This window comes from Rathayibacter sp. AY1C1 (genome assembly GCF_002932105.1).
Taxonomy (GTDB): Bacteria; Actinomycetota; Actinomycetes; order Actinomycetales; family Microbacteriaceae; genus Rathayibacter.
Genome location: NZ_PSWH01000010.1, coordinates 87,543 through 108,657 on the forward strand (window position 1 = coordinate 87,543; position 21,115 = coordinate 108,657).

Sequence of the window (21,115 nt, forward strand, 5' to 3'; positions counted from 1 at the left end):
CCGGGGCCGTCTGGTCGTAGCGTCGAGCTATGAACTCCTCCCGCACCGACTCCGTCAGCCGCATCGCTCGGGAGGACTTCGGCTGGTCGTCGCTGCTCCCCGGTCAGCGCGAGGCGATCGAGTCGGCGGCCTCCGGGCGCGACACGCTGCTGGTGCTGGCGACGGGCGGCGGCAAGTCCGCGGTCTACCAGATCGCCGGAGCCGAGCGCGGCGGCGTCGTCCTGGTCGTCTCCCCGCTCGTCGCCCTGCAGGCCGACCAGCTCGCCGCGATCGAGGCGGCTCCGGCGGCCCCGCCCGCCGTCGCGATCAACTCCTCCCAGGGCGCCGCGGCCGTCGCCCGCGCCTGGGACCGGATCGACGAGGGCGGCCCGCTCTACGTGCTCCTGGCGCCCGAACAGCTCGCCAAGCCCGAGAACGTGGCGCGCCTGGCGGCCGCGGGAGTGTCGCTCCTGGTCGTCGACGAGGCGCACTGCGTCTCCTCCTGGGGCCACGACTTCCGCCCCGACTACCTCCGCCTGGCCGATGTGCGCGGCGAGCTCGGCGACCCGCCGGTGCTCGCGATGACCGCCACCGCCTCCGGGCCGGTGCGCGACGAGATCATCGAGCGCCTCCGGATGACCGACCCCGAGATCCAGGTGCACGGCGTCGACCGTCCGGAGATCCGGCTGGTGGTGCACCGCCACGAGAGCGAGAACGAGAAGCGCGCCGCCGTGGTCGAGGAGGCGCGCAGCTGGACGGCTCCGGGCCTGGTCTACGTCGCCACCCGCAAGGAGACGGAGGCCTACGCGGCCGACATCGCGGCGGAGGGGCGCCGGGTCGCGGCGTACCACGCCGGACTCAAGGTGTCCGAGCGCAAGGTCGTGCACGAGCAGTGGCGCGCCGGCGAGCTCGACGTCGTCGTCGCGACCTCGGCCTTCGGGATGGGCATCGACCGGGCCGACGTCCGCTTCGTGCTGCACGCGACGACCACCGAGTCGCTCGACGCCTACTACCAGGAGATCGGCCGCGCGGGCCGCGACGGCGAGCCGGCCACCGGCGCGCTGCACTACCGCGCCGAGGATCTGGGTCTCCGCCGCTTCTTCGCCAAGCGCTCGGTCGACAAGGCCGCGCTGCGCGTGATCTGGGCGGCCGTCTCGGAGCAGCCGGGGCTCGACTCCGCGGCTCTCGCGAAGGAGCTGGGGAAGCCGGCCCGCACGATCGCCCGGATCGTCAACGATCTCGCGGACGCGGGGCTGGTGGAGACCGGGTCCGGTCTGCGCGCCACGCGCGAGGCCTCGGGCGACGAGGCCGTGCACGCGGTGAAGGAGGCTCTGGCCTCCCGCGAGCGGATCGCGGAGTCGCGCCTGTCGATGATGCGCGCGTACGCGGAGACCAGCCAGTGCCGCCGCCGGGTCTTGCTGGACTACTTCGGCGTGGAGTCGGCCGAGTGGTGCGGCAACTGCGACGGCTGCGAGCGGCACGAGGCGAGCGGCGAGACCGTCGAGGCGCCCGTGGACGCCCCTCTGAGCGTCGACGAGTCGGTGGAGCACCGCGAGTGGGGCGCCGGTACCGTGATGAGCGTCGAGGCCGACCGGGCGACGATCTTCTTCGAGTCCGAGGGCTACAAGGTGCTGTCGTTCCAGGCACTCGAGTCCGGCGTCCTGCGCGAGCACGCCTCCGCCTGACCCGGGCTCTCCGCGCCGGCCGATCGCCGCTCGCGGGACGCCGCTCCGGTACGGCAGGCACGGCGTGCCGTGCACCGGAGCGGCGTCCCGCGGAGGGGGTCAGACCTTCGAGACGGCCGAGCTCACGTCGGTGGGCTTCTCGTAGTCGCCGTCCGGGATCGCACGGAGGGCCTCGAGGACGTCGCCGTCCGCGCCCTCCTTCTCCGCGGTCTCGACGATCGTGTCCTTCGAGGCGGGGTAGTCGATGCCCGAGAGGTACTTCTGGATCTGGATCGGGTTGGGTGCGTCCATCGTGCTGTCCTTTCGTCGCCTTGCTGAGTGTTACGAGTGCTCTTCGGCGAAGAGCCGGTCGAAGGCGTCGACGCGCCGGTCGGCGACCGTCGTGGGCGTCTCGAGGTGCACGGCGCCGCTGGGCACGAGGCCCGCGCCGCCGAAGCGCTCCATGACGCGCCACTGCGCGGCGACGTCCTCACCGCTGTGCTCCGGGGGCAGCTGCTCCCAGAAGTCGAAGCCGCCGACGGCCAGGAGGGCGTCGCGGCGGTAGAGGACGCACGCGCCCAGCCAGGCGACCCGGTACGCGCGCCAGGCGCCCTCCGGGACGTCGAGGCGGGCGGCGACGTGCGTGAGATTGGCCGCGTTGTGCAGCGGCCAGCGCTCGAACTCCGGGGTTCCGCGCCGCACCCGCTCGGGCTCCACGCGCTCCTCCCAGGTCTCGAACGACTCGGTCTCGTGCGGGCGCACGTCCTCGAGGTAGGACAGGCCCTGCACCGCGGAGCCGACGAAGCCGCAGTCGAGGCGCTCGAGGGCCTCGTGCAGCCGCGAGAGCGTGCCCGGCTCGAGCCACACGTCGTCGTCGAGGAAGAGGACGGCCGGGGCGGTGGCGAGGGAGAGGAGGTAGTGCCTCTGCTCCGCGAGCCCGCGCCGGGGCAGGTGCCGGCGCACCACCGGAGCCCGGCCCTGCGCCTCCAGCACGCGCAGCATCGCGAGGATCGTCGGGTCGCTCTCGGCGACCGCGTCGTCGGACTGGTCGCTGACGATCACGCGGAAGGGCGGGTCGTCCTGGGCGGCGAGTCCGGCGAGCGTGGCGGCGAGCTCGGCACGGCGGCCGACCGTCGGCACCAGCACGTCGATCAGCGGCTGCCGGGGAGCCTCGGGGACCCCCCAGCGCCCGGACCACCGGCGGCTGGTCACGGCGCGGCCGATCGGATGCGCTGGACCATCTCGGTCGTGGAGTGCTCCGAGACGTAGCCGACCGTGGTGACGACGCCCCCGTAGGAGCGGACGACGGCTGCCTCCGCGAGCATGTCGGGGTTGTAGTCCCCGCCCTTCACGTAGATGTCGGGCTGCACGCGCTCGAGCAGCGGGATGGGGGTGTCTCCGCCGAAGAGTGTCACGTAGTCGACGCAGCCCAGCTCGGCGATCACGCCCGCGCGGTCGCCCTCCGGGTTGATCGGCCGTCCCTCGCCCTTCAGCCGCCGGACGGAGTCGTCGTCGTTCACCGCGACCACGAGCACATCGCCGAGCTCGCGGGCCTGGCGGAGGTAGGCGGTGTGGCCGCGGTGCAGGACGTCGAAGCAGCCGTTGGTGAACACCACGCGGCGACCGCGGCGCGACTGCTCCGCGAGGACCTCGACGAGGGCGTCCTCGCCGAGCACGACGGCGCCGGGAGCGGCGAGGGAGGCGAGCAGGTCGTCGCCCGAGCAGACGGAGGTGCCGGGACGCTGCACGACCACGTCGGCGGCGGCCTGCGCCAGATCGACGGCGGTGGCCAGGGAGCGGCCGGCGGCGAGGGCGAGGGTGGCGGTCGCGGCGAAGGTGTCTCCGGCGCCGGACGCCTGCTTCTCCTCCGCGGGCTGAGCGAAGGTGCGGCTGACCGTGCCGTCGGCGTCGAGGGCGGTGGAGCCGTCCCGGTCGAGGGTGACCACGACGTGCCGGGCGCCCGAGCGGGCGCGCAGGTCGTCCGCCGCGTCGCGCACGGCGGCGGCCCGCTCCGTCCCGCGGCCGAGGGAGCCGCCGAGCAGCCGCTCCGCCTCCTTGGCGTTCGGGGTGACGAGGTCCGGCCGGGCGAAGGCCCAGTCGGCGAGCTCGTGCGCGTCGATCACGAGGAGGCCGGGGCGCCCGACGGCGAGCAGGCGCTCGACGGCCTCGCGGAGGATCCCCGAGCCGTAGTCGCAGACCAGGACGGCGTCGGCGCCCGAGGCGGCCTCGGCGGCGGCACCGGCGAGCAGGGCCAGCTCGTCGTCGGCCGGGCGGTGCGGGCCGGAGTCGACGCGCAGCATCACGCTGTCGCCGCCGACCACGCGGGTCTTGATCGTCGTCGCGGCGCCGGTGCGGACGACCCGGGAGGTGTCCAGGCCGGCCCGCTCGAGGGCGCGCACGAGCCGGTCGCCCTCGGAGTCGCGTCCGGCCACGCCGACCGTGCGGACGACGGCGCCCAGCGCGCGCAGGTTGGCGGCGGTGTTGGCGGCCCCGCCCGCGACGTCGACGACGTCCTCGAGCCGCAGGACCGGCGCGGGCGCCTCCCGCGTGACGCGCTCCGCCTCGCCGAGCCACCAGGAGTCGAGGATGAGGTCCCCGATCACGGCGACGACGGGCGGGCGCTCGTGGACGTGCGCCAGGAGGGCGCTCGCCCGCTGGAGCGCCGAGCCCTCGAGGCTCATCGCGCGCCTCCCGGCAGAACGGGCAGGCCGAAGTGCACGACCGTGGTGGTGGTCATCTCGTCGAGCAGCTCCGGGCCGTAGCCGAAGCCGGAGCCGGATGCTCCGCGGGGCTGGGCGCTGCCGCCCGGCGCTCCTCCGAAGACGCCGTTGACCTTGACTGTGCCGACCGGCAGCGTCGCCGCGGCGCGGTGCGCGTGCTCCATGTCGGCGGTGAGGATCGAGGAGGCCAGGCCGTAGGGGCTCGCGGCGGCCAGGTCCAGGCCCTCGTCGAAGGAGTCGACGACGCGGATCGGCGCGACGGGCCCGAAGGTCTCCTCCGTCATCACCAGCATCGACTCGGTGCAGTCGGCCAGGACGGTCGCGGGGTAGAAGGTGCCGTCCCCGGGAGTGCCGCCGGTGAGGGCGCGCGCGCCGCTGCCGAGCGCCTCCGTGACGTGCTCGTGGACGGCGTCGCGCATGCGGGCGTCGACGAGGCGGGGGAGAGGGCCCGCGCTCCAGCGGTCGGCCTCGGCGACCAGCGCCGCCGTGAACGCCTCGGCGATGTCGCGGTGCACGTAGATCCGCTCGACGGAGGTGCAGATCTGGCCGGCGTTGGCGAAGGCGCCCAGCGCGGCCTGCTCGGCGGCCCAGACCGGGTCGACGTCGCGGTCGACGACGAGCGCGTCGTTGCCGCCGTTCTCGAGGATCACGTGCGCGCCGGTGACGGCGGCGACCCGGGCGAGCGCGCGGCCGGTGGCGGTCGAGCCGACGTGGGCGAGGACGTCGACGCCCTCGGTGCGCGCCAGCTCGTCGCCGACCGCCCCGTCGCCCTCGACCAGGGTCAGCACGCCCTCGGGCAGCGCCTCGGCGAGGATGCTCGTGAAGAGGGCGCCCGTGCCCGGACTGCGCTCGCTCGGCTTGTGCACGACGACGTCACCGGAGACGATCGCGGCGCCCAGGAGGCCCGCAGCGACGGCGACCGGGTCGTTCCACGGAGTGAGGGCGAGCACGACACCGCGCGGGTGCGGCAGGGCGAGATCGACGTTGAGCGCCCCTCCGCGCAGGCTCCTCCCGCGGTGCAGCGGGCCGAGCTCGGCGTACTGGAGCAGCGTGTCGACACCGGCGCGGACGCCGCCCAGGGCGTCGCCGGCGGGCTTGCCCGTCTCCTGCGTGTTGAGGTCGGCGAGCTCCTGCTCGCGCTCGGCCACGCGGTGGGCGGCGGCACGGAGCAGGGCGCCGCGCTCGGCGGGCGCGGTGGCGGCCCACGCGGGGAACGCGGTCCGCGCGCGGCGGACGGCGTCGGCGGCGGTCGTGGCGGGGGTCGTGATGTCGATGGTCACGGTCACCTCTCGGTCGGGGGCGCCCGCGGAGTGGCGGACGCATCCGTCCGGTACCCGGGTGGTGCGCGCCTAGACACGCCGCCTCCGGAATCCGCCCCCGGATCGGCGACGGGCTCGCCCCCGATCCGGTTTCGGATCGGCCCCGGCGGGGAAGTGGAGGAGTGCACCGTCCCCGGAGCGGCGCCCGCGCGCCCTCCGCACCTGAGAGGAACCCGTCGTGGTCGCCATCGCCCCCCTCCGAGAGCCCTTCGCCGGAGTCGAGAGGATCGCCGTCCTGCGCGGCGGCGGACTCGGCGACCTGCTGTTCGCGCTGCCCGCCGTCGACGCCCTCGCGACCGCCTACCCGGGAGCCGAGATCACCCTGCTCGGGACGCCCGCGCACCGGGTCCTGCTGACGGGCGTCGAGTCGCCGATCGCCGACGTCGAGATCCTGCCGGTGGCGCAGGGCGTCCGCGACGGAGAGGGGGAGGACCCCCGGGTCGTCGAGGACTTCACCGAGCGGATGCGCGCGCGCCGCTTCGACCTGGCCGTGCAGCTGCACGGCGGCGGGCGCTACTCCAACCCGTTCCTCCAGCGCCTCGGCGCGCGCCACACGATCGGGTCGCGCACCGACGACGCCGCGGAGCTCGAGCGCACGATCCCCTACGTCTACTACCAGCACGAGATGCTGCGGGCGCTCGAGATCGTCGGGCTGGCCGGAGCGCCCGCGACCCGCCTCGAGCCTGCGCTCGCCGTGGATCCGGAGCGGCGGGACCGCCTCGCCGCCGCGCTGCCCGCGGGCGGCCCGCTGGTGCTGATCCACCCCGGCGCGACCGATCCCCGCCGCCGCTGGCCCGCCGCCTCCTTCGCCGCCGTGGCGACGGAGCTGCTGGCGGACGGCGCGCGCGTGCTGGTGGTGGGCGACGCCTCGGACGTGCCCGCCGCCGACGAGATCGTCGCCGGAGCGCCGGGAGCGGTCTCCTGGGCGGGCGTCGTGGACCTCCCGGACCTCGCTCCGCTGCTCTCGCTCGCCGACCTCGTGCTCGGCAACGACTCCGGACCCCGCCATCTCGCCGCCGCGGTCGGCGCTCCGACGGTCGGGGTCTTCTGGGTGGGCAACGCGATCAACGCCGCGGCCCTCGGGCGGCAGCGCCACCGGGTGCAGCTGAGCTGGACCACGCACTGCCCGGTCTGCGGGCGCGACGCCACGCAGGTCGGCTGGACCGCTCCGCGCTGCGAGCACGACGTCACGTTCGTCGGCGACGTGCGCGTCGAGGCGGTGCTCGAGGACGTCCGCGGGGTGCTCGCCTCCACCCGCTGAACCGCGAGACGCCGCCTCGGTACGCGACGCGCCGGGGCGTGCGGACCGAGGTGGCGTCTCGCGGCGGGGGATCCGGGGCGCGCCCGGATCAGCGGATCACGGCCAGGACGGCTCCTCCTCGTGCGTGATGACGAGCTCGCGGACCTCGCAGCCGCGCGGCTGGCCGAGGACGAACATGACGGCGTTCGCCACGTTCTCCGGGTCGTTCAGCAGCGCGTCCGGACCCGGCTTGTACTGCTCGTCGCGGTCGTCGAAGAAGCGCGTCTTCATGCCCGACGGGATCAGCGTGGTCACGCCGATCTCGCCCTTGGTCTCGGCCGCGAGCGCGCGGGTGAAGCCGAGCACGCCGAACTTCGAGGCGCAGTACGCGGTCGCGTCCGAGACGGCCTTGATCGCGAGCGAGGAGGCGACGGTGACGACGCGGCCGTGGGTCTCGGTGAGGAAGGGCAGCGCCGCCCGGACGACGGCCGCGGTGCCGAGGAGGTTGACGGAGATGACGCGCTCCCACTCCTCCGGCTCCACGTCCACGAGGCGGCCGCAGCGGTCGATGCCGGCCGCGGTCACGACGGCGTCGAGCCCGCCGTGCTCGCGGGCGATCTCGACGACCGCCTTCTCGGCCTCGCGGGTCTTCGCGACGTCGACCTGGTAGGCGGCGACGCCCTCCTTCACCGACGAGACGTCGCGGTCGAGCACGATCGGGGTGCCGCCGGCGGCGGTGACCGCGGCGGCGACGGCCGCACCGAGCCCGGAGGCTCCTCCGGTGATCAGGACGCGGCCGATGGGGGTGGGAGTGGTGCTCATGGTTTCCTTCCGGGGGTGGTCTGCGGGCCTCGTGGGCCGCGGGTCAGCCGACGCGCGCGAGCGCGGCGGCGAGATGGGTGGTCGAGCGGCCCGGGTGGTACGGCACGGTCAGGACCCGGCCGCCCCACTCCGCCACCGTCGCCGTCTCGGGGAGGGACTCGGCGGAGTAGTCGCCGCCCTTCACCCAGACGTCGGGGCGGATGCGGCGCAGCGCCTCGTCCGGCGTGTCCTCGCCGAAGACCAGCACAGCGTCGACGCACTCGAGCGCGAGCAGCAGGTCGACGCGGTCGTCCTCGGGGATGATCGGCCGCGCCGCGCCCTTGAGGCGCCGGACGGAGTCGTCCGAGTTGAGGCAGACGATCAGGCAGTCGCCGAGAGCGCGTGCCGCGGAGAGGGTGCGGGCGTGGCCGGCGTGGAGCAGGTCGAAGCAGCCGCCCGTCGCGACCACCGTTCCTCCTGCCGCGCGGACGGACTCGGCGACGCGCAGGGCGTCCACCCCGCCGCCGTGGAGGGGTGCGGGGTCGGCGGGAGCGGAGAGGGAGGCGACCCCTCCCGCGAGGAGGTAGGCGCCGGCTGCGGCGACCGCCGCCTGCACCGCCTCCGACGTGCTCGCACCCTCGGCGAGGGCGACGGCGGCGGAGGCGGCGAACCGGTCGCCCGCGCCGCACGGGTCGGTGGGCGGCACGGCGACGGCCGGTGCGACGACCGGGACGCCGGCGCCGCGGGAGCGCAGCAGGGCGCCGGAGGATCCCATCGTCACGGTGACCGCACCGCAGCCCCAGCGCTCGAGGAGGGTGCTCGCGGCGGACTCGGCGCGCGTCACTCCGCGGCCGACGGCTCCCGAGAAGGCGGTGGCCTCGGCCAGGTTCGGGGTGGCGAGGGAGGTGGCGGCGACCGGCTGCGAGCCACGCGGGTGCGGATCCCACACCAGCGGCACGGTGAGCGCGTCGAGCGCCGTGCGGAGCGACGGCTGCTCGGTCAGGCGGCGGCCGTAGTCGGCGACGATCACGGCGTCGGCGTCGGCGAGCGCGGCGAGCATGGCGTCGGTGACGCCGGGGACGGGCGGCGTCTCGCAGCCGCGGTCGATCCGTACGACGGCCTGGCCGGAGGCGGCGACGCGGGTCTTCACCGGCGTCGGCGCTCCCGTGGGTCCGGCGACCAGGCGGACGCCGGACAGCTCGGCGCGCAGCTCCGCCACGTCCGGATCCGAGTCCTCGGCGAGCGCGGTCACCAGCGTCACCTCGTGCCCGTCGCGGGCGAGCATCCGGGCGACGAGCCCGGCACCGCCGGCTCGGGCGCTGCGGGCCGACACGTCGACCACGGGGACGGGGGCGTCCGGGCTCAGCCGCTCGGCGGGTCCGGAGAGGTCGACGTCGAGCATCACGTCGCCGACGACGACGAGGCGCAGGCGGCTCACGAGGCGGCCGCCGTCCGCGCGCGGATCCGGTGCTCGAAGGCCCGGCAGAGCGCGTGCACGAGCACCAGCTGCGCCTCCTGCACGTTGGAGCCGTGGCCCTCGAGGGCGATCGCCTCGTCGCAGAGCTCGGTGAGCGGGTTCGGCCCCTCGCCGGTCAGCGCCCACGACCGGGCGCCCGCCGCACGGGCGGCCTCCGCGGCGTGGAGGAGGTTCGCGCTGCGTCCGCTGGTGGAGAGCAGCACCACGACGTCGCCCGCCCGGGCGTGCGCGGTGACCTGGCGCGAGAACACGTGGTCGAAGCCGTAGTCGTTGCCGATCGCGGTCAGGCTCGACGTCTCGGCGTGCAGCGAGATGGCGGAGAAGGGGACGCGGTCGCCGTCGAAGCGGCCGACGAGCTCGGCGGTGAGGTGCTGCGCCTCCGCCGCGGAGCCGCCGTTCCCCGCGGCGAGCAGGCGCGCGCCGGAGTGCAGGCGGTCGGCGAGCTCGACGCCCCAGGCGGCGATCCTGTCGGAGTGGCGCTCCAGCTGCGCGACCGCGTCGAGCGCGCGCGCCACGTGGTCGTCGACGAGGCGCCGGGCGGCGCCGGCCGGGGTGTCCAGAACGGTGTCGATGGTCGCGGTGTCGATGGTCATCGTCGCGGAGCCGCCTTCCGGGTGGTGGGGGATGAGGGTGCGCTCGTGGCGCCGGTGAGGAGCGACTCGTCGCCGAGGCCGGCGAGGGTCGTGACGTAGGCGCGCTCGGTGTCGGCGGCGACGCGGTCCCAGGAGTAGCGGGACTCGACGCGCTCGCGGCCGGCGGCCCCGTAGGCGCGGGCGCGGTCGGGGTCCTCCAGCAGCGAGCCGAGGGCGGCGGCCAGGGCGACCGGATCGCGCGGAGGCACGTGGACCCCGGTGACGTCCTCGACCACGGTGTCGATCAGGCCGCCCACGGAGGAGGCGACGACCGGCACGCCGCAGGCCATCGCCTCGAGCGGAGTGATGCCGAACGGCTCGTACCAGGGCGCGCAGACCACGACGTCGGCCGAGCGGAGCATCGCGGGCATCTCGGTCTGCGAGAGCTGGCCGACGAAGTCGACGCGGTCCGCGACGCCGAGGCTCTCGGCCACGCCGTGCAGCCGCTGGTACTCGGGGTCCGCGGTCAGCGCGTCGCCGGAGCCGGAGCCCCCGACGACGACGAGCTCGGCGTCGTGTCCGGCCGCGACCAGGTGCGCGAGCGCCTCGATCGCGATGCCCATGCCCTTGCGCGGCACCAGGCGTCCGATGGTCATCAGCCGCGAGCGCTCGCCGCGGGGCGCGACCGGGCCCTCGACCGAGAACCGGTCGATGTCGACACCGCAGGGCACCACCGAGATGCGCGAGGTCGGCACGCCGAGCCCCTTGAGCTCGAAGGCCTCGTCCGAGCAGGTGGCGACGACGCCGTCGGCCTTCTGGCCCACTCCGGGCTCGAGCCAGGCGCGCTCCTCGGGGCTGGTGTCGAGCGCGCCCTGCTGGCGGCGCTTGACCACGCCCAGCGCGTGGAAGGTGTGGAGGACGGGCACGCGCCGCCCGGTGGCGCGCTCCACCCGCTCGGAGGCGTCGAGCGCGGCGACCCCGGACATCCAGAAGTGGCTGTGCACGAGGTCCGGCCGCTCCTGCAGCCACTCCTCGGCGAGGTCCACGGCGAAGTCACCCATGAAGGGCAGCAGCTCGTCCTTGGAGACGCGGCGCGGCGGGCCTGCGTCGATGTGCACGACCTCGACTCCCGAGGTGAAGGGCACGCGCCGGGGCAGGGAGGTGTCGTCGCGGCGGGTGTAGACGACCACGCGGTGGCCGCGGCGGGCGAGCGCGTCGGCGAGCGCCGCCACGTGGACGTTCTGGCCGCCGGCATCGACGCCGCCGAGGGTCGCCAGCGGGCTCGCGTGCTCCGAGACCATGGCGATCGTCAGCGCGGGCGCGGCGGAGAGGTGCTGCTTCATCGGGTGCTCCCTTCCAGAGCGGGCTCCGGCGACCGGCGTCCGGGGAGGTCGGCGAGGACCTCGTCCCAGTCGCGGTGGAACCGGGCGAGGCCGTAGCGCGCGAGCGCGGCCTCGCGGGCGACGGCGCCGGCGCGGGCGGCGCGCTCCGGGTCCTCGACGAGCGCCCGGGCCGAGGCGACGAGGGCGTCGAGGTCGTTCGAGACCGCTCCGGCCTCGGGCGGGACGGCGCGCCCCGCCTCTGTCACGTCGAGCGCGACGACGGGCATCCCGAGGTGCATCGCCTCCAGCAGCGCGAGGCCGAGGGAGGTCCAGCGGAACGGGTGCAGGTAGACCCGGCGGCGGGCCAGGGCCGCGTGCATCGCCTGGGTGCGGACGTCGCCGAGGACCGTCACGTCCTCCAGGCCCGGCAGCTCGGCGAGCCGGTCGGTCTTCATCCCGAAGACGTCCAGCGGAGCGACGGCGCCGAAGCGGGGGAGCAGGTCGGTCCCGGCGACCCGGCCCCGGCGGACGGGCTCGTTGACGACCACGCCGAAGTGCGGCAGCTCGCCGGTGTAGAGGGGACCCGGGTCGTGGATCCCGTGCTCGATCACCGTCGTCCGCGTCGATCCGGTGTCCCACATCAGGGCGTTGAAGTGGGTGACGTGGACGATCAGCAGGTCGTCGCGGTCGGCGAGCGGGTGGCGGTTGTCCGGCACGTCCCCGCGGGGGGTGTTGTGCTCCACGTAGACGGCGGGCACGTCGCGGCCGAGGCGTCGCCCGAGCAGGCGCTCGGCCTCGGCGAGCTCCTCGGGCCTCTGGAGGAGGACCGCGTCGACGTCGGCGTCGTGCAGCTCCTCGGGCGCGATCTCGACGGCGCTCGGCCAGTCGCGGCCGCCGGTGCCCAGGCCCCAGCCGTCGCGGGCCGGAGTCGTGGGGAGCAGGTAGGTGTGGGCGCCGCGGACGAAGGCGTCCGCCCAGCCGCCGTGCACGTGCCAGAGCAGGATCCTCATGCGATGGCCTCTCTCGGGGAAGTCGTGGGTCGGAGTCGGAGGGCGGCGGCGACCGCCTCCTCGGCGCTCACCCCCGCGAGGCAGGGATGGCCGGGGACGGGGCACACGCGGGCGCGCGAGCCGGCGCAGGGCGCCTCCTGGTCGCCGAGCAGCGCGACCGGGACGCCGTAGGGCGCCCAGCGCACGGCCGGGACGACCGGCGCGAAGAGGCTGACCACGGGGGTGCCGACCGCGGCGGCGAGGTGCGCGGGGCCGGTGTTGCCGCAGATCACGACCTCGGCGCCGGCCAGCACCTCGGCGGCGCCGGCGAAGTCCGTCGCCCCGCCGAGGTCGATGCCGCGGGAGCCCGCGACCTCGGCCGTGAGGGAGCGCTCGCCCGGGCCGCCGGTGACGACGACGGCGAGGCCCGCGTCCGCCAGCAGCTCGACGGCGCGGGCCGCGTTCGCCGCGGGCCAGGCGCGGGCGGGGACGGCTGCCCCGGGGTGCACGACCGCGTAGGGGCCGATCCCCTCGAGAGCGGCGGGCAGCACGCCCTCGCGGCGCACGCGGAGCCGTCCGTCGTCGCCGGCGGGCAGCGCGAAGCCGGCCGCCGCCGCGATCGCGAGCGCGCGCTCCGGCTCCGGCTGGTCCTCCTCGAGGGTCTCGCCCGGGACGAGGCGCACATCGAGCAGGGCGCCCGCGAAGTCGACCGAGGCGCCCGTGATGCGGGCGACACCGGCGAGGCGGAGCAGCAGGGCCAGCGGCAGCGGCGACTGGTGGAAGGAGGTGAGGATCACGGCCTCGTCCGGCGCGAACTCCTCGACCATCGCGCGCAGCTCGTCGACGAGTTCGTCGTCGACGGGGCGGGAGGCGTCGCCGATCCACGGGCACCACCAGGTGCGGACGGAGGAGGGACCCGGCAGCAGCGCGGCCGCGGGCGCTCCCTGCGGACCGCTCAGCAGCAGCACCTCGGCGTCGGCCGCGATCGCGCGGACGGCGGGTCCGCACAGCAGGACGTCTCCCGCGCTGTCCAGGCGGGCGACGAGCACGCGGCGGCTCACTCGACGTCCTCGTCGGGCCGCATCGCGAGCAGCAGCTCGACCGCCTCGAGGAGCGTCGCCGCCTGCAGCGGGGCGGCGTCCACCTCCTCGGCGCGGGTGATCGGAGTCGGCACCAGCACTCCACGGGCGCCGGCCGCGGCGGCGGCGCCGACGTCGGCCCCGATGTCGCCGATCACGGCGAGCGAGCGGGCCGGCAGTCCCAGCTGCTCGGCGGCGCCGAGCACCATGCCGGGCCGGGGCTTCCGGCAGGAGCAGCCGTCCTCCGGGCCGTGGGGGCAGAGCATCCACACGTCGAAGCCGCCGAAGAGCTCGTCCACGCGCCGGTTCACCGCGTCGGCCTGGCCGCGGTCGATGATCCCGCGGGCGATCCCAGACTGGTTGGTGACCACGCCCAGAACCAGTCCCGCCTCGCGCGCCCGCTCGACCGCCGCGAGGGCGGTGGGCATCGGGGAGACCTGCGCCGGGTCGCCGTTGTAGGGCACGTCGACCACGAGCGTCGCATCGCGGTCGAAGAGGATCCCCCGCAGGCGCGGGGCCCTCGCGCGCTCGTCGGCGCTCCGGGAGGAGGAGTCGTTCACCTTCTCCTCGTACCCCTCGACCGGGGATGTAAACCCCCTTCCGGGGAAGTCGGTCCCTCCGGGCGCGTCGCTCGCATCTGCGGGCGGCGCGTCTGAGGTGCGCGCAGCGGGGTACGGGGACTCCGACAGGAAGGAGGCGCCGTGCGCGCTCTCACCGCCCCGGACGGGACTCCGGAGATCCTCGCGCTGCGCGCCCTCAAGCTCGGCGACCTGCTCGTCGCCGTCCCGGCGCTCAAGGCCCTGCGCCGCGGCTTCCCGGACCGCCGGCTGATCATGGCGACCACGCCCTGGCTCGAGCCGATCGTCGACCTCGTCGAGGGCCTGGACGCGCTCGTGCCCACCCTCCGCGGACTCGACGACCCGCTGCCGATGGCCGCCGGCCGGGTCGAGCTCGGCGTGAACCTCCACGGCAACGGCCCGGAGTCGCGGCTGCGGCTGCGCGAGATCGCGCCCGAGCGCACGCTCGAGTTCCGCGTCCCGACGCTGGACCCGGGCGCGGGCCCGGAGGACCCGCGGCCGCGCTGGATCGACGGCGAGCTGGAGCGCGCCCGCTGGGCCCGCCTGGTGAACTCGATCGGTCTCGACGCCGACCCCGAGGACGTCGCGATCGCCGTCCCGGAGGAGCCCGCCTCGGCCCCCGGAGCCGCCGTCGTGCACATCGGGGCCTTCTACGGCTCGCGCGAGTGGCCGGAGGAGCGCTTCGCCGCGGTGGCCCGCTCCCTCACCGCCGAGGGGCACCGCGTCGTCTACACCGGGGGCGCGAACGAGGCCGACCGCGCCCGCCGCGTCGCCGAGCTCGCCGGCACGGGCGAGGTGCTGGCGGGGGAGCTCGCGCTCAGCGGGTTCGCCGCGGTCGTCGCGGCCGCCGAGGTCGTGGTGACCGTCGACACCGGAGCCGCGCACCTCGCCTCCGCGTACGGCGTCCCCTCGGTCGTGATCTTCGGTCCGGCACCGCCCGAGGCCTGGGGCCCTCCGGCCTCGGGTCCGCACGTCGTGCTGACCGACGCCTCCCTCCGCCGCGGCGACGTCTTCTCCGCCGAGCCGGACCCGGCGCTGCTCGCGGTCCAGGTCGACGACGTCCTCGCCGCCCTCGCGTCGCTCCCGTCGCGTGCCGAGGCCCACCTCAGGCGGACTTCAGCCGCGTCGCCGGTCGGACCGGAGTGACCGTGGCCACGCGGGCCCGGGGAGCGCGCGGCTGATGGCTGCGCGAGGGGGCGCCGAGCCGGTCGGCGAGCTGCGCGAGGATCCGCCGCTGCAGGCGCGAGACCTGCATCTGCGTCGTCCCCAGGGCGTCGGCTATCTGCTGCTGGGTCCGCTCCTCGACGAAGCGCATGCGCAGGAGCTCGCGCTGGCCCTCCTCGAGCTCGGCGAGGGCCTCGGCGAGCCCGTGCCGCCGGTCGATCTCGAGCAGCCGCTCGTCCTCGCCGCCGAGGGTGTCGCCCAGGCCGACGCCGCCCTCGCCCACGGTCTCGTCGAGGGAGAGCGGATGCCCCGCGAGGCGCGCGTCGGCCACCTCCGTCGCGTCCACTCCGAGGCGGCGGGCGATCTCCTGGTCGGTGGGGTGACGGCCGAGCTCCTGCGCGAGCTCGTCGGCGACGACGGCGGAGCGGCGGTGCAGCTCCTGCACGCCGCGCGGCGGCCGGATCATCCAGCCGAGGTCGCGGAGGTGGCGCTTGAGCTCGCCGGTGATCGTGGGGACGGCGAACGCGGCGAAGCTGTCGCCGCGCTCGGGAGTGAAGCGGCGGGCGGCCTTCACGAGGCCCACGTAGGCGACCTGGCGCAGATCCGCCCAGTCGCCTCCGCTCCGGGAGACCCGGCGGGCCATGGCCTCGGCCAGGCCCAGGTGGTCGAGCACGATGCGCTCGCGGATGCGCGCGCCCTCGGCGGCCTCCGCGCTCACCGCGGCCTGGAAGAGCGAGAGCGTGCGGGCGTCCTTCTCCTCCCGTGCCGCCTCGGTGAGGGCGCTCGGGCGGTCGGTGCGGGGGTCGAGATCGATCGTGCTCATCAGTGCTCCTTCCGGGCACGCTCGCGCGGAGGCCCGGCGCGGCCTGCGGTGCGGCGCTCGGGCCCTCTCGACGAGAGGCCCGGGGTCAGCGCACCACTGCTCCTGCTCGCTCGGGGAGTCCGTTGACTCGGAGCAGTGCTGTCCGGTAGAAGCAGTCGCCGCGAGGCGCGCACCGTGCCCGGGGCGGAGGCGCCACGGCCCCCGCGATCCCGGGCGCCGCACCGGCTCCCGCCGGTAGGATCGGCCTCGTATGTCTGAGCTCACCCCGCCCCAGGAAAGCGCGCCGGACGCGCACCCGTTCACGACCGCGACCGGGAGCGACGTCCGCGTCCGCTTCTGCCCCTCGCCGACCGGGACCCCGCACGTCGGCCTCATCCGCACCGCCCTGTTCAACTGGGCGTACGCGCGCCACACCGGCGGCACGTTCGTCTTCCGCATCGAGGACACGGACGCCGCCCGCGACAGCGAGGAGAGCGTGGAGCAGATCCTCGACGCGCTGCGCTGGCTGAAGCTCGACTGGGACGAGGGCGTCGGAGTCGGCGGCCCGCACGGCCCGTACCGGCAGTCCGAGCGCACCGATGTCTACCTCGACGTGATCGCGCGCCTGACGGCCTCGGGGCACCTCTACGAGAGCTACTCCACGGCCGAGGAGATCGACGCGCGCAACGAGGCGGCCGGCCGCGCGAAGCAGCACGGGTACGACAACCACGACCGCGATCTCACCGAGGAGGAGCGCGCCGCCTTCCGCGCCGAGGGCCGCGCCCCGGCGCTGCGCCTGCGCGTGCCGGACGCCGACCTGTCCTTCGACGACCTGGTCCGCGGCCCGATCACGTTCCCCGCCGGCTCCTTCAGCGACTTCGTCGTGGTGCGCCCCAACGGCCAGCCGCTCTACACGCTGGTGAACCCGGTCGACGACGCGATCATGCAGATCACCCACGTGCTGCGCGGCGAGGACATCCTCCCCTCGACCGCCCGGCAGATCGCGCTGTACCACGCGCTGATCGACATCGGAGTGACGACCTTCGTCCCGCGCTTCGGGCACCTCCCGTATGTGATGGGCGACGGCAGCAAGAAGCTCTCCAAGCGCGATCCGTCCTCGAACCTCTTCCACCACCGCGACCGCGGCTTCATCCCGGAGGGCCTGGTCAACTACCTCGCCCTGCTCGGCTGGTCGCTCACGCACGACCGCGACGTCTTCTCGATCGACGAGATGGTCGCCGCCTTCGACGTCGCCGACGTGAACCCCAATCCGGCCCGCTTCGACCTCAAGAAGGCCGAGTCGATCAACGGCGACCACATCCGCCTCCTGGCCGTCGACGACTTCACCGAGCGGACGATCCCGTACCTCGTGGCGGCCGGAGTGCTCGCGGGCGAGCCGACCGCCGAGCAGCGCGCGGTGCTCGACGCCGCCGCGCCCCTCGTGCAGGAGCGGATCGGCCTGCTCGGGGAGGCCCCCGGCATGCTCGGGTTCCTCTTCACCGCCTCCGACGCGCTCGAGTACGACGAGGACGCGCTGAAGGGCCTGCCCGCGAACGCCGGCGAGGTGCTCGCCGCCTCGATCGGCGCTCTCGAGCTCGTCCCCGCGTCCGAGTGGCTGACGGCCTCGATCCAGGAGGCGCTCGCCTCCGCGCTGATCGAGGGCCTCGGCCTCAAGCCCCGCATCGCCTACGGGCCGCTGCGCACCGCGGTCTCCGGGCGCCGCGTCTCGCCGCCGCTGTTCGAGTCGATGGAGATCCTCGGCAAGCAGGAGTCGATCGCCCGCCTCGACCGCCTGGGCGCTCACCTCGGCGCCTCCCGGCAGGCCTGACCGTGGCGGAGACGGTCGGCGGACGCTACGACGTCGTCGTGATCGGCGGGGGCCCCGCCGGGCTCTCCACCGCGCTCAACCTCGTCCGGGCGCGCCGCAGCGTGCTGCTGCTCGACAGCAACCGCCCGCGGAACGCCGCGACCCTGCACTCGCACGGGTTCCTCACCCGCGACGGCATCTCGCCGCTCGAGCTGCGCCGCCTCGGCCGCGAGGAGTTCGAGCGCTACGAGGCCGCCGAGGTGCACAACGCCCTGGTGACCTCGGTCGAGCGCTCCGGCGGCGAGTTCGTCGTCGGCGCCCGGGGCGTGCGCGGCAGCGCCGACCGCTCCGTCGTCGCCACCGCCGTCGTGGTCGCCGCGGGACTGCTCGAGACGCCGCCCGCGCTCCCGAGCCTGCGCGCCTACTACGGCACCGCCGTGCACAGCTGCATGGAGTGCGACGGCTACGAGAAGGCGGGGGAGGCGCTCGCCCTGATCGGCGAGACCGACGACCTCGCGGAGCGGGCCATGCTCCTCTCGCAGTGGTCGACCGACCTGATCGTCTTCACCAACGGCGTCGGGACGGTGAGCGACGCCGACGAGTCGCTGCTCGCCTCCATCGGCATCCGGGTCGACCGGCGCCCGGTCGCCGACCTCGCCGGGGAGCGCGCCGAGATGACCGGCGTCCGCCTCGTCGACGGCGACGTCGTCCCGCGCACCGGGGCGTTCGTCCGCCCCGTCTGGACGCCCGCGCTGGACTACCTGGACGCGGCCGGCCCCGACCGCGACGCCGACGGCTTCCTCCGCGTCGACGCCGGTGGCCGCACGTCCGTCCCCGGCCTCTACGCCGCCGGCGAGGTCACCCCTCCCGGCCCGCAGCAGCTGATCGTCGCCGCCGGATCGGGCGCCCAGGTCGCCTCCGCGATCAACCGCGACCTCGTCCGCGCCCGCCTCGGCGAGGCCGCCCCGGAGTCCGAGGGCAGCGTCGTCCGCGGCTCGATTTGAGCGGGATGCCCGCGTAGGGTACTGTCGTCTCTCGGCGCTCGGGTCTCGATCCGGTCGCCGCCTGGTCCCGGGATCACCTCCGGATGACCATTGGGGTATGGTGTAATTGGCAACACGGCTGATTCTGGTTCAGTTGTTCTTGGTTCGAGTCCAGGTACCCCAGCACTGATCTCCTCCGCGGCACTCCGCGCGACGCCCTCGTTCGTGGCGTCCTCCTCCGGGCCCGCCCCCTCGCGAACCGCTCTCGGCGGCGTCCGCAGTATCCCCCCTCCGGCCGACGCGGCCGTCCGACGCGCTGTGACACGATGGAACCTGTACGTCTCTCAGGTACCCGCGTCGCGCGGGTCGGACGAAAGGTCGCCCGCCCATGGAACCGGATCTCCTCTGGATCGTCCTCGCCGGAGTCGCCGTCGGCGCACTCCTGCTGATCGCCCTCATCGGCTTCTTCCTCTTCCGCGCCTGGTACCAGGTGCCGCAGGCCGACGAGGCGATCGTGATCGTCGGGAAGAAGCAGAAGGGCGAGGACGGCCTCACCTCGAACATGACCGTCATCACCGGCGGCGGCGCGTTCGTGAACAAGCTGACCCAGCGGTCCGACCGCATCTCGCTGCGCTCCCGCCAGATCAAGATGGAGCCGGTCGCGCAGACCAAGAACGGCGTGACCATCCACCTCGCGGGCGTCGCCCTGGTCAAGATCGGGTCCACGGCCGACCAGGTCCGCGCCGCCGCCGAGCGCTTCGCGTCGCAGGACCAGTCCATCGACGTCTTCACGACCGAGCAGCTCGAGGGCGCCCTCCGCGGCGTCGTCGCGAAGCTCAGCGTCGAGGAGGTCATGCAGGACCGGCAGAAGCTGGGAGACGAGATCGCCGAGGGCATCAAGGGCGACCTGCTCGCCCAGGGCCTCGTGCTCGACTCCTTCGCGATCCAGGGCGTCACCGACCGCAACGGCTACATCGAGGCGCTCGGAGCGCAGGAGATCGAGCGCGTCCGCCGCGAGGCCGACGTCGCGCGGATCAACGCGGCCCGCGAGGTCAAGGCTCGCCAGCTGGCCACGGACGAGGCGAACCTGATCGAGCAGACCGCCTACGACAAGAACACCGCTGCCGCGAAGTCCGAGGTCGGCCGCGCCAACGCCGAGGCCGAGCAGGCCGAGAACCTGGCTCGCGCCGAGCGCGAGCAGGCCGTCCTCGTGCAGCGCGCCGAGAACCGGCAGGCCGAGCTCGACGCCGACGTCAAGCGCGTCGCGGACGCCGAGAAGTACCGCCGTCAGACCGAGGCCGACGCCGACGCCTACGGACGCGAGAAGAAGGCCGAGACGGACCGCCAGGTCGCGCAGCAGGTCTCGGACGCCGAGGCGTACGCCGTCCAGCGCCAGGCGGAGGCGCGCCAGGCGTCCGCCGCCGCCGAGGCCGCCGCCGTGAGCGCCCGCGCCGAGGCCGAGGCCCACGCACTGCGGGCCAAGGCGGGCGCCGAGGCCGAGGCGCTGCGCGCGAACGCGACCGCCGAGGCGGAGGCCATCCGCGCGAAGGGAGAGGCGAGCGCGGCGGCCATCGCGGCCGAGGCGGAGGCGCTCCGCGAGAACCAGGAGGCGATCCTGGGTCGCGAGCTCATCGGGCAGCTGCCCTCGCTCATGGCCGAGTTCGCGAAGGGCTACCAGAACGTCGGCTCGGTGACGCTGATCGGCGGCGACACCGCCGGCACCCACATCGCGCGCGAGCAGGCGGCGGGTCTCGCCGCGACGTTCGACAGCGTCAGGTCGGCGACCGGCGTCGACCTCGGCGCGATCCTCCAGGGCCAGGCCTTCGGCCGGGGGATGGCGACCGGCGGCACCGTCGTTCCGACCGGCGCGTCGGTGGCGACCGGATCGGGTGACGCCCCGCGTCCGTCCGGCACCGGCGACCCGACCGCCGTCGCCTCCACGAGCTGACCGCAGGGTCCCGCCGATCCCCGGCGGTTCCACCACTGCCGCCGCCGTGCTCGTCGGTGGGCGCCCGTCGGCGTCCGCCCTCGAGCACGGCGTGCGGCGTTCTGCGCGACCGGGTCGTGCCCCTGCCCGGCGTCGAGCGGCCCCGCTCAGACCAGCGGCTTGCGCACCTGCAGGGACGTCGTCTCGTAGCCGAGCGACTCGTACAGAGCCCGCGCGGCGGTGTTGAAGCCGAACACGTTCAGCGCGAGGGCGGAGCCGCCCTGGGAGCGGACGTGCGACTCCGCGAGCAGCATCGCCGCCCGGCCGAGGCCGCGGCCGCGCTCGGCGGCGTCGATCTGCACGTCCCAGACGTACCCGACGCCCTCGAGTCCGCTCGGGTGCGGGCCGAGCCAGAGCGACCCGACCGCGCGGCCGTCCTCGGAGACGAGGAGCACGTCGTGCCCGGCGGCGGGGGAGCCGCCCGGGAAGTACTTCTCGTACGAGGCGTCGGCGTTGCGGGTCGCGGCCGCCTCGTCGTCGCCCGCCCGCATCCGGTCCTCGATGTACGCCGAGCGCTGGACCCGCATCCAGGTGGCGAGAGCGGCGGCGGGCATCGGCTCGAGCGTGACGGTCATCCCCTCACGATCCCACTCCTCACCGCCCCCCGCGATCGATCCGCCGCGGACGGCCCG

The 21,115-nt window shown here is 75.1% G+C and carries 19 protein-coding genes and 1 tRNA gene; 7 read left to right on the forward strand and 13 right to left on the reverse strand.

Translation table 11 applies throughout. From position 1 onward, the window contains the following. Window positions 1-29 precede the first annotated feature (29 nt). The gene (locus C5C71_RS07015) at window positions 30-1,664 is read left to right on the forward strand and encodes a RecQ family ATP-dependent DNA helicase (protein WP_104337392.1); all 1,635 of its coding nucleotides are present in this window, start codon (window positions 30-32) and stop codon (window positions 1,662-1,664) included. A gap of 99 nt (window positions 1,665-1,763) precedes the next feature. On the opposite strand, the gene C5C71_RS07020 is transcribed toward C5C71_RS07015, so the two are convergent. Genes C5C71_RS07020 through C5C71_RS07035 form a run of 4 tightly spaced genes read right to left on the reverse strand, consistent with a single transcriptional unit; the run spans window position 1,764 to window position 5,643 of the window. Next, window positions 1,764-1,955 carry a DUF2795 domain-containing protein gene (locus C5C71_RS07020; protein ID WP_104223528.1) on the reverse strand — a complete coding sequence of 64 codons (192 nt, stop codon included), beginning with the start codon at window positions 1,953-1,955 and terminating at the stop codon, window positions 1,764-1,766. 30 nt (window positions 1,956-1,985) lie between these two features. After that, the gene (locus tag C5C71_RS07025; protein WP_219814157.1) at window positions 1,986-2,855 is read right to left on the reverse strand and encodes a glycosyltransferase family A protein; all 870 of its coding nucleotides are present in this window, start codon (window positions 2,853-2,855) and stop codon (window positions 1,986-1,988) included. Beyond that, entirely contained in the window at window positions 2,852-4,324 is a 1,473-nt protein-coding gene (rfaE2, locus tag C5C71_RS07030; RefSeq protein ID WP_104337393.1) for a D-glycero-beta-D-manno-heptose 1-phosphate adenylyltransferase, read from the reverse strand. Before rfaE2 ends, C5C71_RS07025 begins: the two co-directional genes overlap by 4 nt. Beyond that, window positions 4,321-5,643 carry an aldehyde dehydrogenase gene (locus C5C71_RS07035; protein WP_258068668.1) on the reverse strand — a complete coding sequence of 441 codons (1,323 nt, stop codon included), beginning with the start codon at window positions 5,641-5,643 and terminating at the stop codon, window positions 4,321-4,323. Before C5C71_RS07035 ends, rfaE2 begins: the two co-directional genes overlap by 4 nt. A gap of 217 nt (window positions 5,644-5,860) precedes the next feature. Here C5C71_RS07035 and C5C71_RS07040 point away from each other — a divergent pair, with 217 nt between their 5' ends. Continuing rightward, window positions 5,861-6,943 carry a glycosyltransferase family 9 protein gene (locus C5C71_RS07040; protein ID WP_104337395.1) on the forward strand — a complete coding sequence of 361 codons (1,083 nt, stop codon included), beginning with the start codon at window positions 5,861-5,863 and terminating at the stop codon, window positions 6,941-6,943. A gap of 96 nt (window positions 6,944-7,039) precedes the next feature. Here C5C71_RS07040 and C5C71_RS07045 read toward each other — a convergent pair whose 3' ends face one another. Genes C5C71_RS07045 through C5C71_RS07075 form a run of 7 tightly spaced genes read right to left on the reverse strand, consistent with a single transcriptional unit; the run spans window position 7,040 to window position 13,722 of the window. After that, window positions 7,040-7,744, reverse strand: coding sequence for an SDR family oxidoreductase (locus tag C5C71_RS07045; RefSeq protein WP_104250150.1), 705 nt, complete (start codon window positions 7,742-7,744; stop codon window positions 7,040-7,042). A 43-nt stretch (window positions 7,745-7,787) separates the two neighbouring features. Further along, window positions 7,788-9,152 carry a PfkB family carbohydrate kinase gene (locus C5C71_RS07050; RefSeq protein ID WP_104337408.1) on the reverse strand — a complete coding sequence of 455 codons (1,365 nt, stop codon included), beginning with the start codon at window positions 9,150-9,152 and terminating at the stop codon, window positions 7,788-7,790. A gap of 5 nt (window positions 9,153-9,157) precedes the next feature. After that, window positions 9,158-9,793: an SIS domain-containing protein gene (locus C5C71_RS07055; protein WP_104226260.1), complete on the reverse strand. Its 636-nt coding sequence runs from the start codon at window positions 9,791-9,793 to the stop codon at window positions 9,158-9,160. Beyond that, on the reverse strand, window positions 9,790-11,085 hold the full coding sequence (locus C5C71_RS07060; RefSeq protein WP_104337409.1) for a glycosyltransferase: 1,296 nt from the start codon (window positions 11,083-11,085) through the stop codon (window positions 9,790-9,792). Before C5C71_RS07060 ends, C5C71_RS07055 begins: the two co-directional genes overlap by 4 nt. Before the next feature lie 26 nt (window positions 11,086-11,111). Then, complete coding sequence (locus C5C71_RS07065; protein WP_104337396.1) at window positions 11,112-12,104, reverse strand: glycosyltransferase; 993 nt, start codon at window positions 12,102-12,104, stop codon at window positions 11,112-11,114. Then, the gene (locus C5C71_RS07070) at window positions 12,101-13,144 is read right to left on the reverse strand and encodes a glycosyltransferase family 9 protein (protein WP_219814159.1); all 1,044 of its coding nucleotides are present in this window, start codon (window positions 13,142-13,144) and stop codon (window positions 12,101-12,103) included. The genes C5C71_RS07065 and C5C71_RS07070 overlap by 4 nt, the downstream gene beginning before the upstream one ends. Continuing rightward, entirely contained in the window at window positions 13,141-13,722 is a 582-nt protein-coding gene (locus C5C71_RS07075) for an HAD-IIIA family hydrolase (protein ID WP_104337397.1), read from the reverse strand. The genes C5C71_RS07070 and C5C71_RS07075 overlap by 4 nt, the downstream gene beginning before the upstream one ends. A 141-nt stretch (window positions 13,723-13,863) precedes the next feature. Between C5C71_RS07075 and C5C71_RS07080 the strand changes: the two genes are divergently transcribed. Then, a complete protein-coding gene (locus tag C5C71_RS07080; RefSeq protein WP_104337398.1) occupies window positions 13,864-14,886 on the forward strand; it encodes a glycosyltransferase family 9 protein in 1,023 nt (340 codons plus the stop codon). Here the strand turns inward: C5C71_RS07080 and C5C71_RS07085 are convergent. Beyond that, window positions 14,846-15,727, reverse strand: a complete 882-nt coding sequence (locus tag C5C71_RS07085) for a sigma-70 family RNA polymerase sigma factor (RefSeq protein ID WP_104226266.1) — start codon at window positions 15,725-15,727, stop codon at window positions 14,846-14,848. The two genes, C5C71_RS07080 and C5C71_RS07085, sit on opposite strands and share 41 nt — an antisense overlap. 250 nt (window positions 15,728-15,977) lie before the next feature. On the opposite strand from C5C71_RS07085, the gene gltX reads away from it, so the two are divergent. The 4 genes from gltX to C5C71_RS07105 all read left to right on the forward strand — a co-directional run bounded on the left by gltX (window position 15,978) and on the right by C5C71_RS07105 (window position 20,444). Then, entirely contained in the window at window positions 15,978-17,534 is a 1,557-nt protein-coding gene (gene gltX / locus C5C71_RS07090) for a glutamate--tRNA ligase (RefSeq protein ID WP_104287959.1), read from the forward strand. Window positions 17,535-17,536: 2 nt separating this feature from the next. Beyond that, window positions 17,537-18,517 (forward strand): NAD(P)/FAD-dependent oxidoreductase, encoded by a 981-nt coding sequence (locus C5C71_RS07095; RefSeq protein ID WP_104276156.1) that lies wholly within the window; start codon window positions 17,537-17,539, stop codon window positions 18,515-18,517. A gap of 91 nt (window positions 18,518-18,608) precedes the next feature. Continuing rightward, window positions 18,609-18,680 (forward strand) — tRNA-Gln (locus C5C71_RS07100). 204 nt (window positions 18,681-18,884) lie between these two features. Continuing rightward, window positions 18,885-20,444: an SPFH domain-containing protein gene (locus C5C71_RS07105; protein WP_104226268.1), complete on the forward strand. Its 1,560-nt coding sequence runs from the start codon at window positions 18,885-18,887 to the stop codon at window positions 20,442-20,444. Between the two features lie 146 nt (window positions 20,445-20,590). Here the strand turns inward: C5C71_RS07105 and C5C71_RS07110 are convergent, their stop codons facing one another. After that, window positions 20,591-21,058 (reverse strand): N-acetyltransferase, encoded by a 468-nt coding sequence (locus tag C5C71_RS07110; protein ID WP_104337399.1) that lies wholly within the window; start codon window positions 21,056-21,058, stop codon window positions 20,591-20,593. Window positions 21,059-21,115 lie beyond the last annotated feature (57 nt).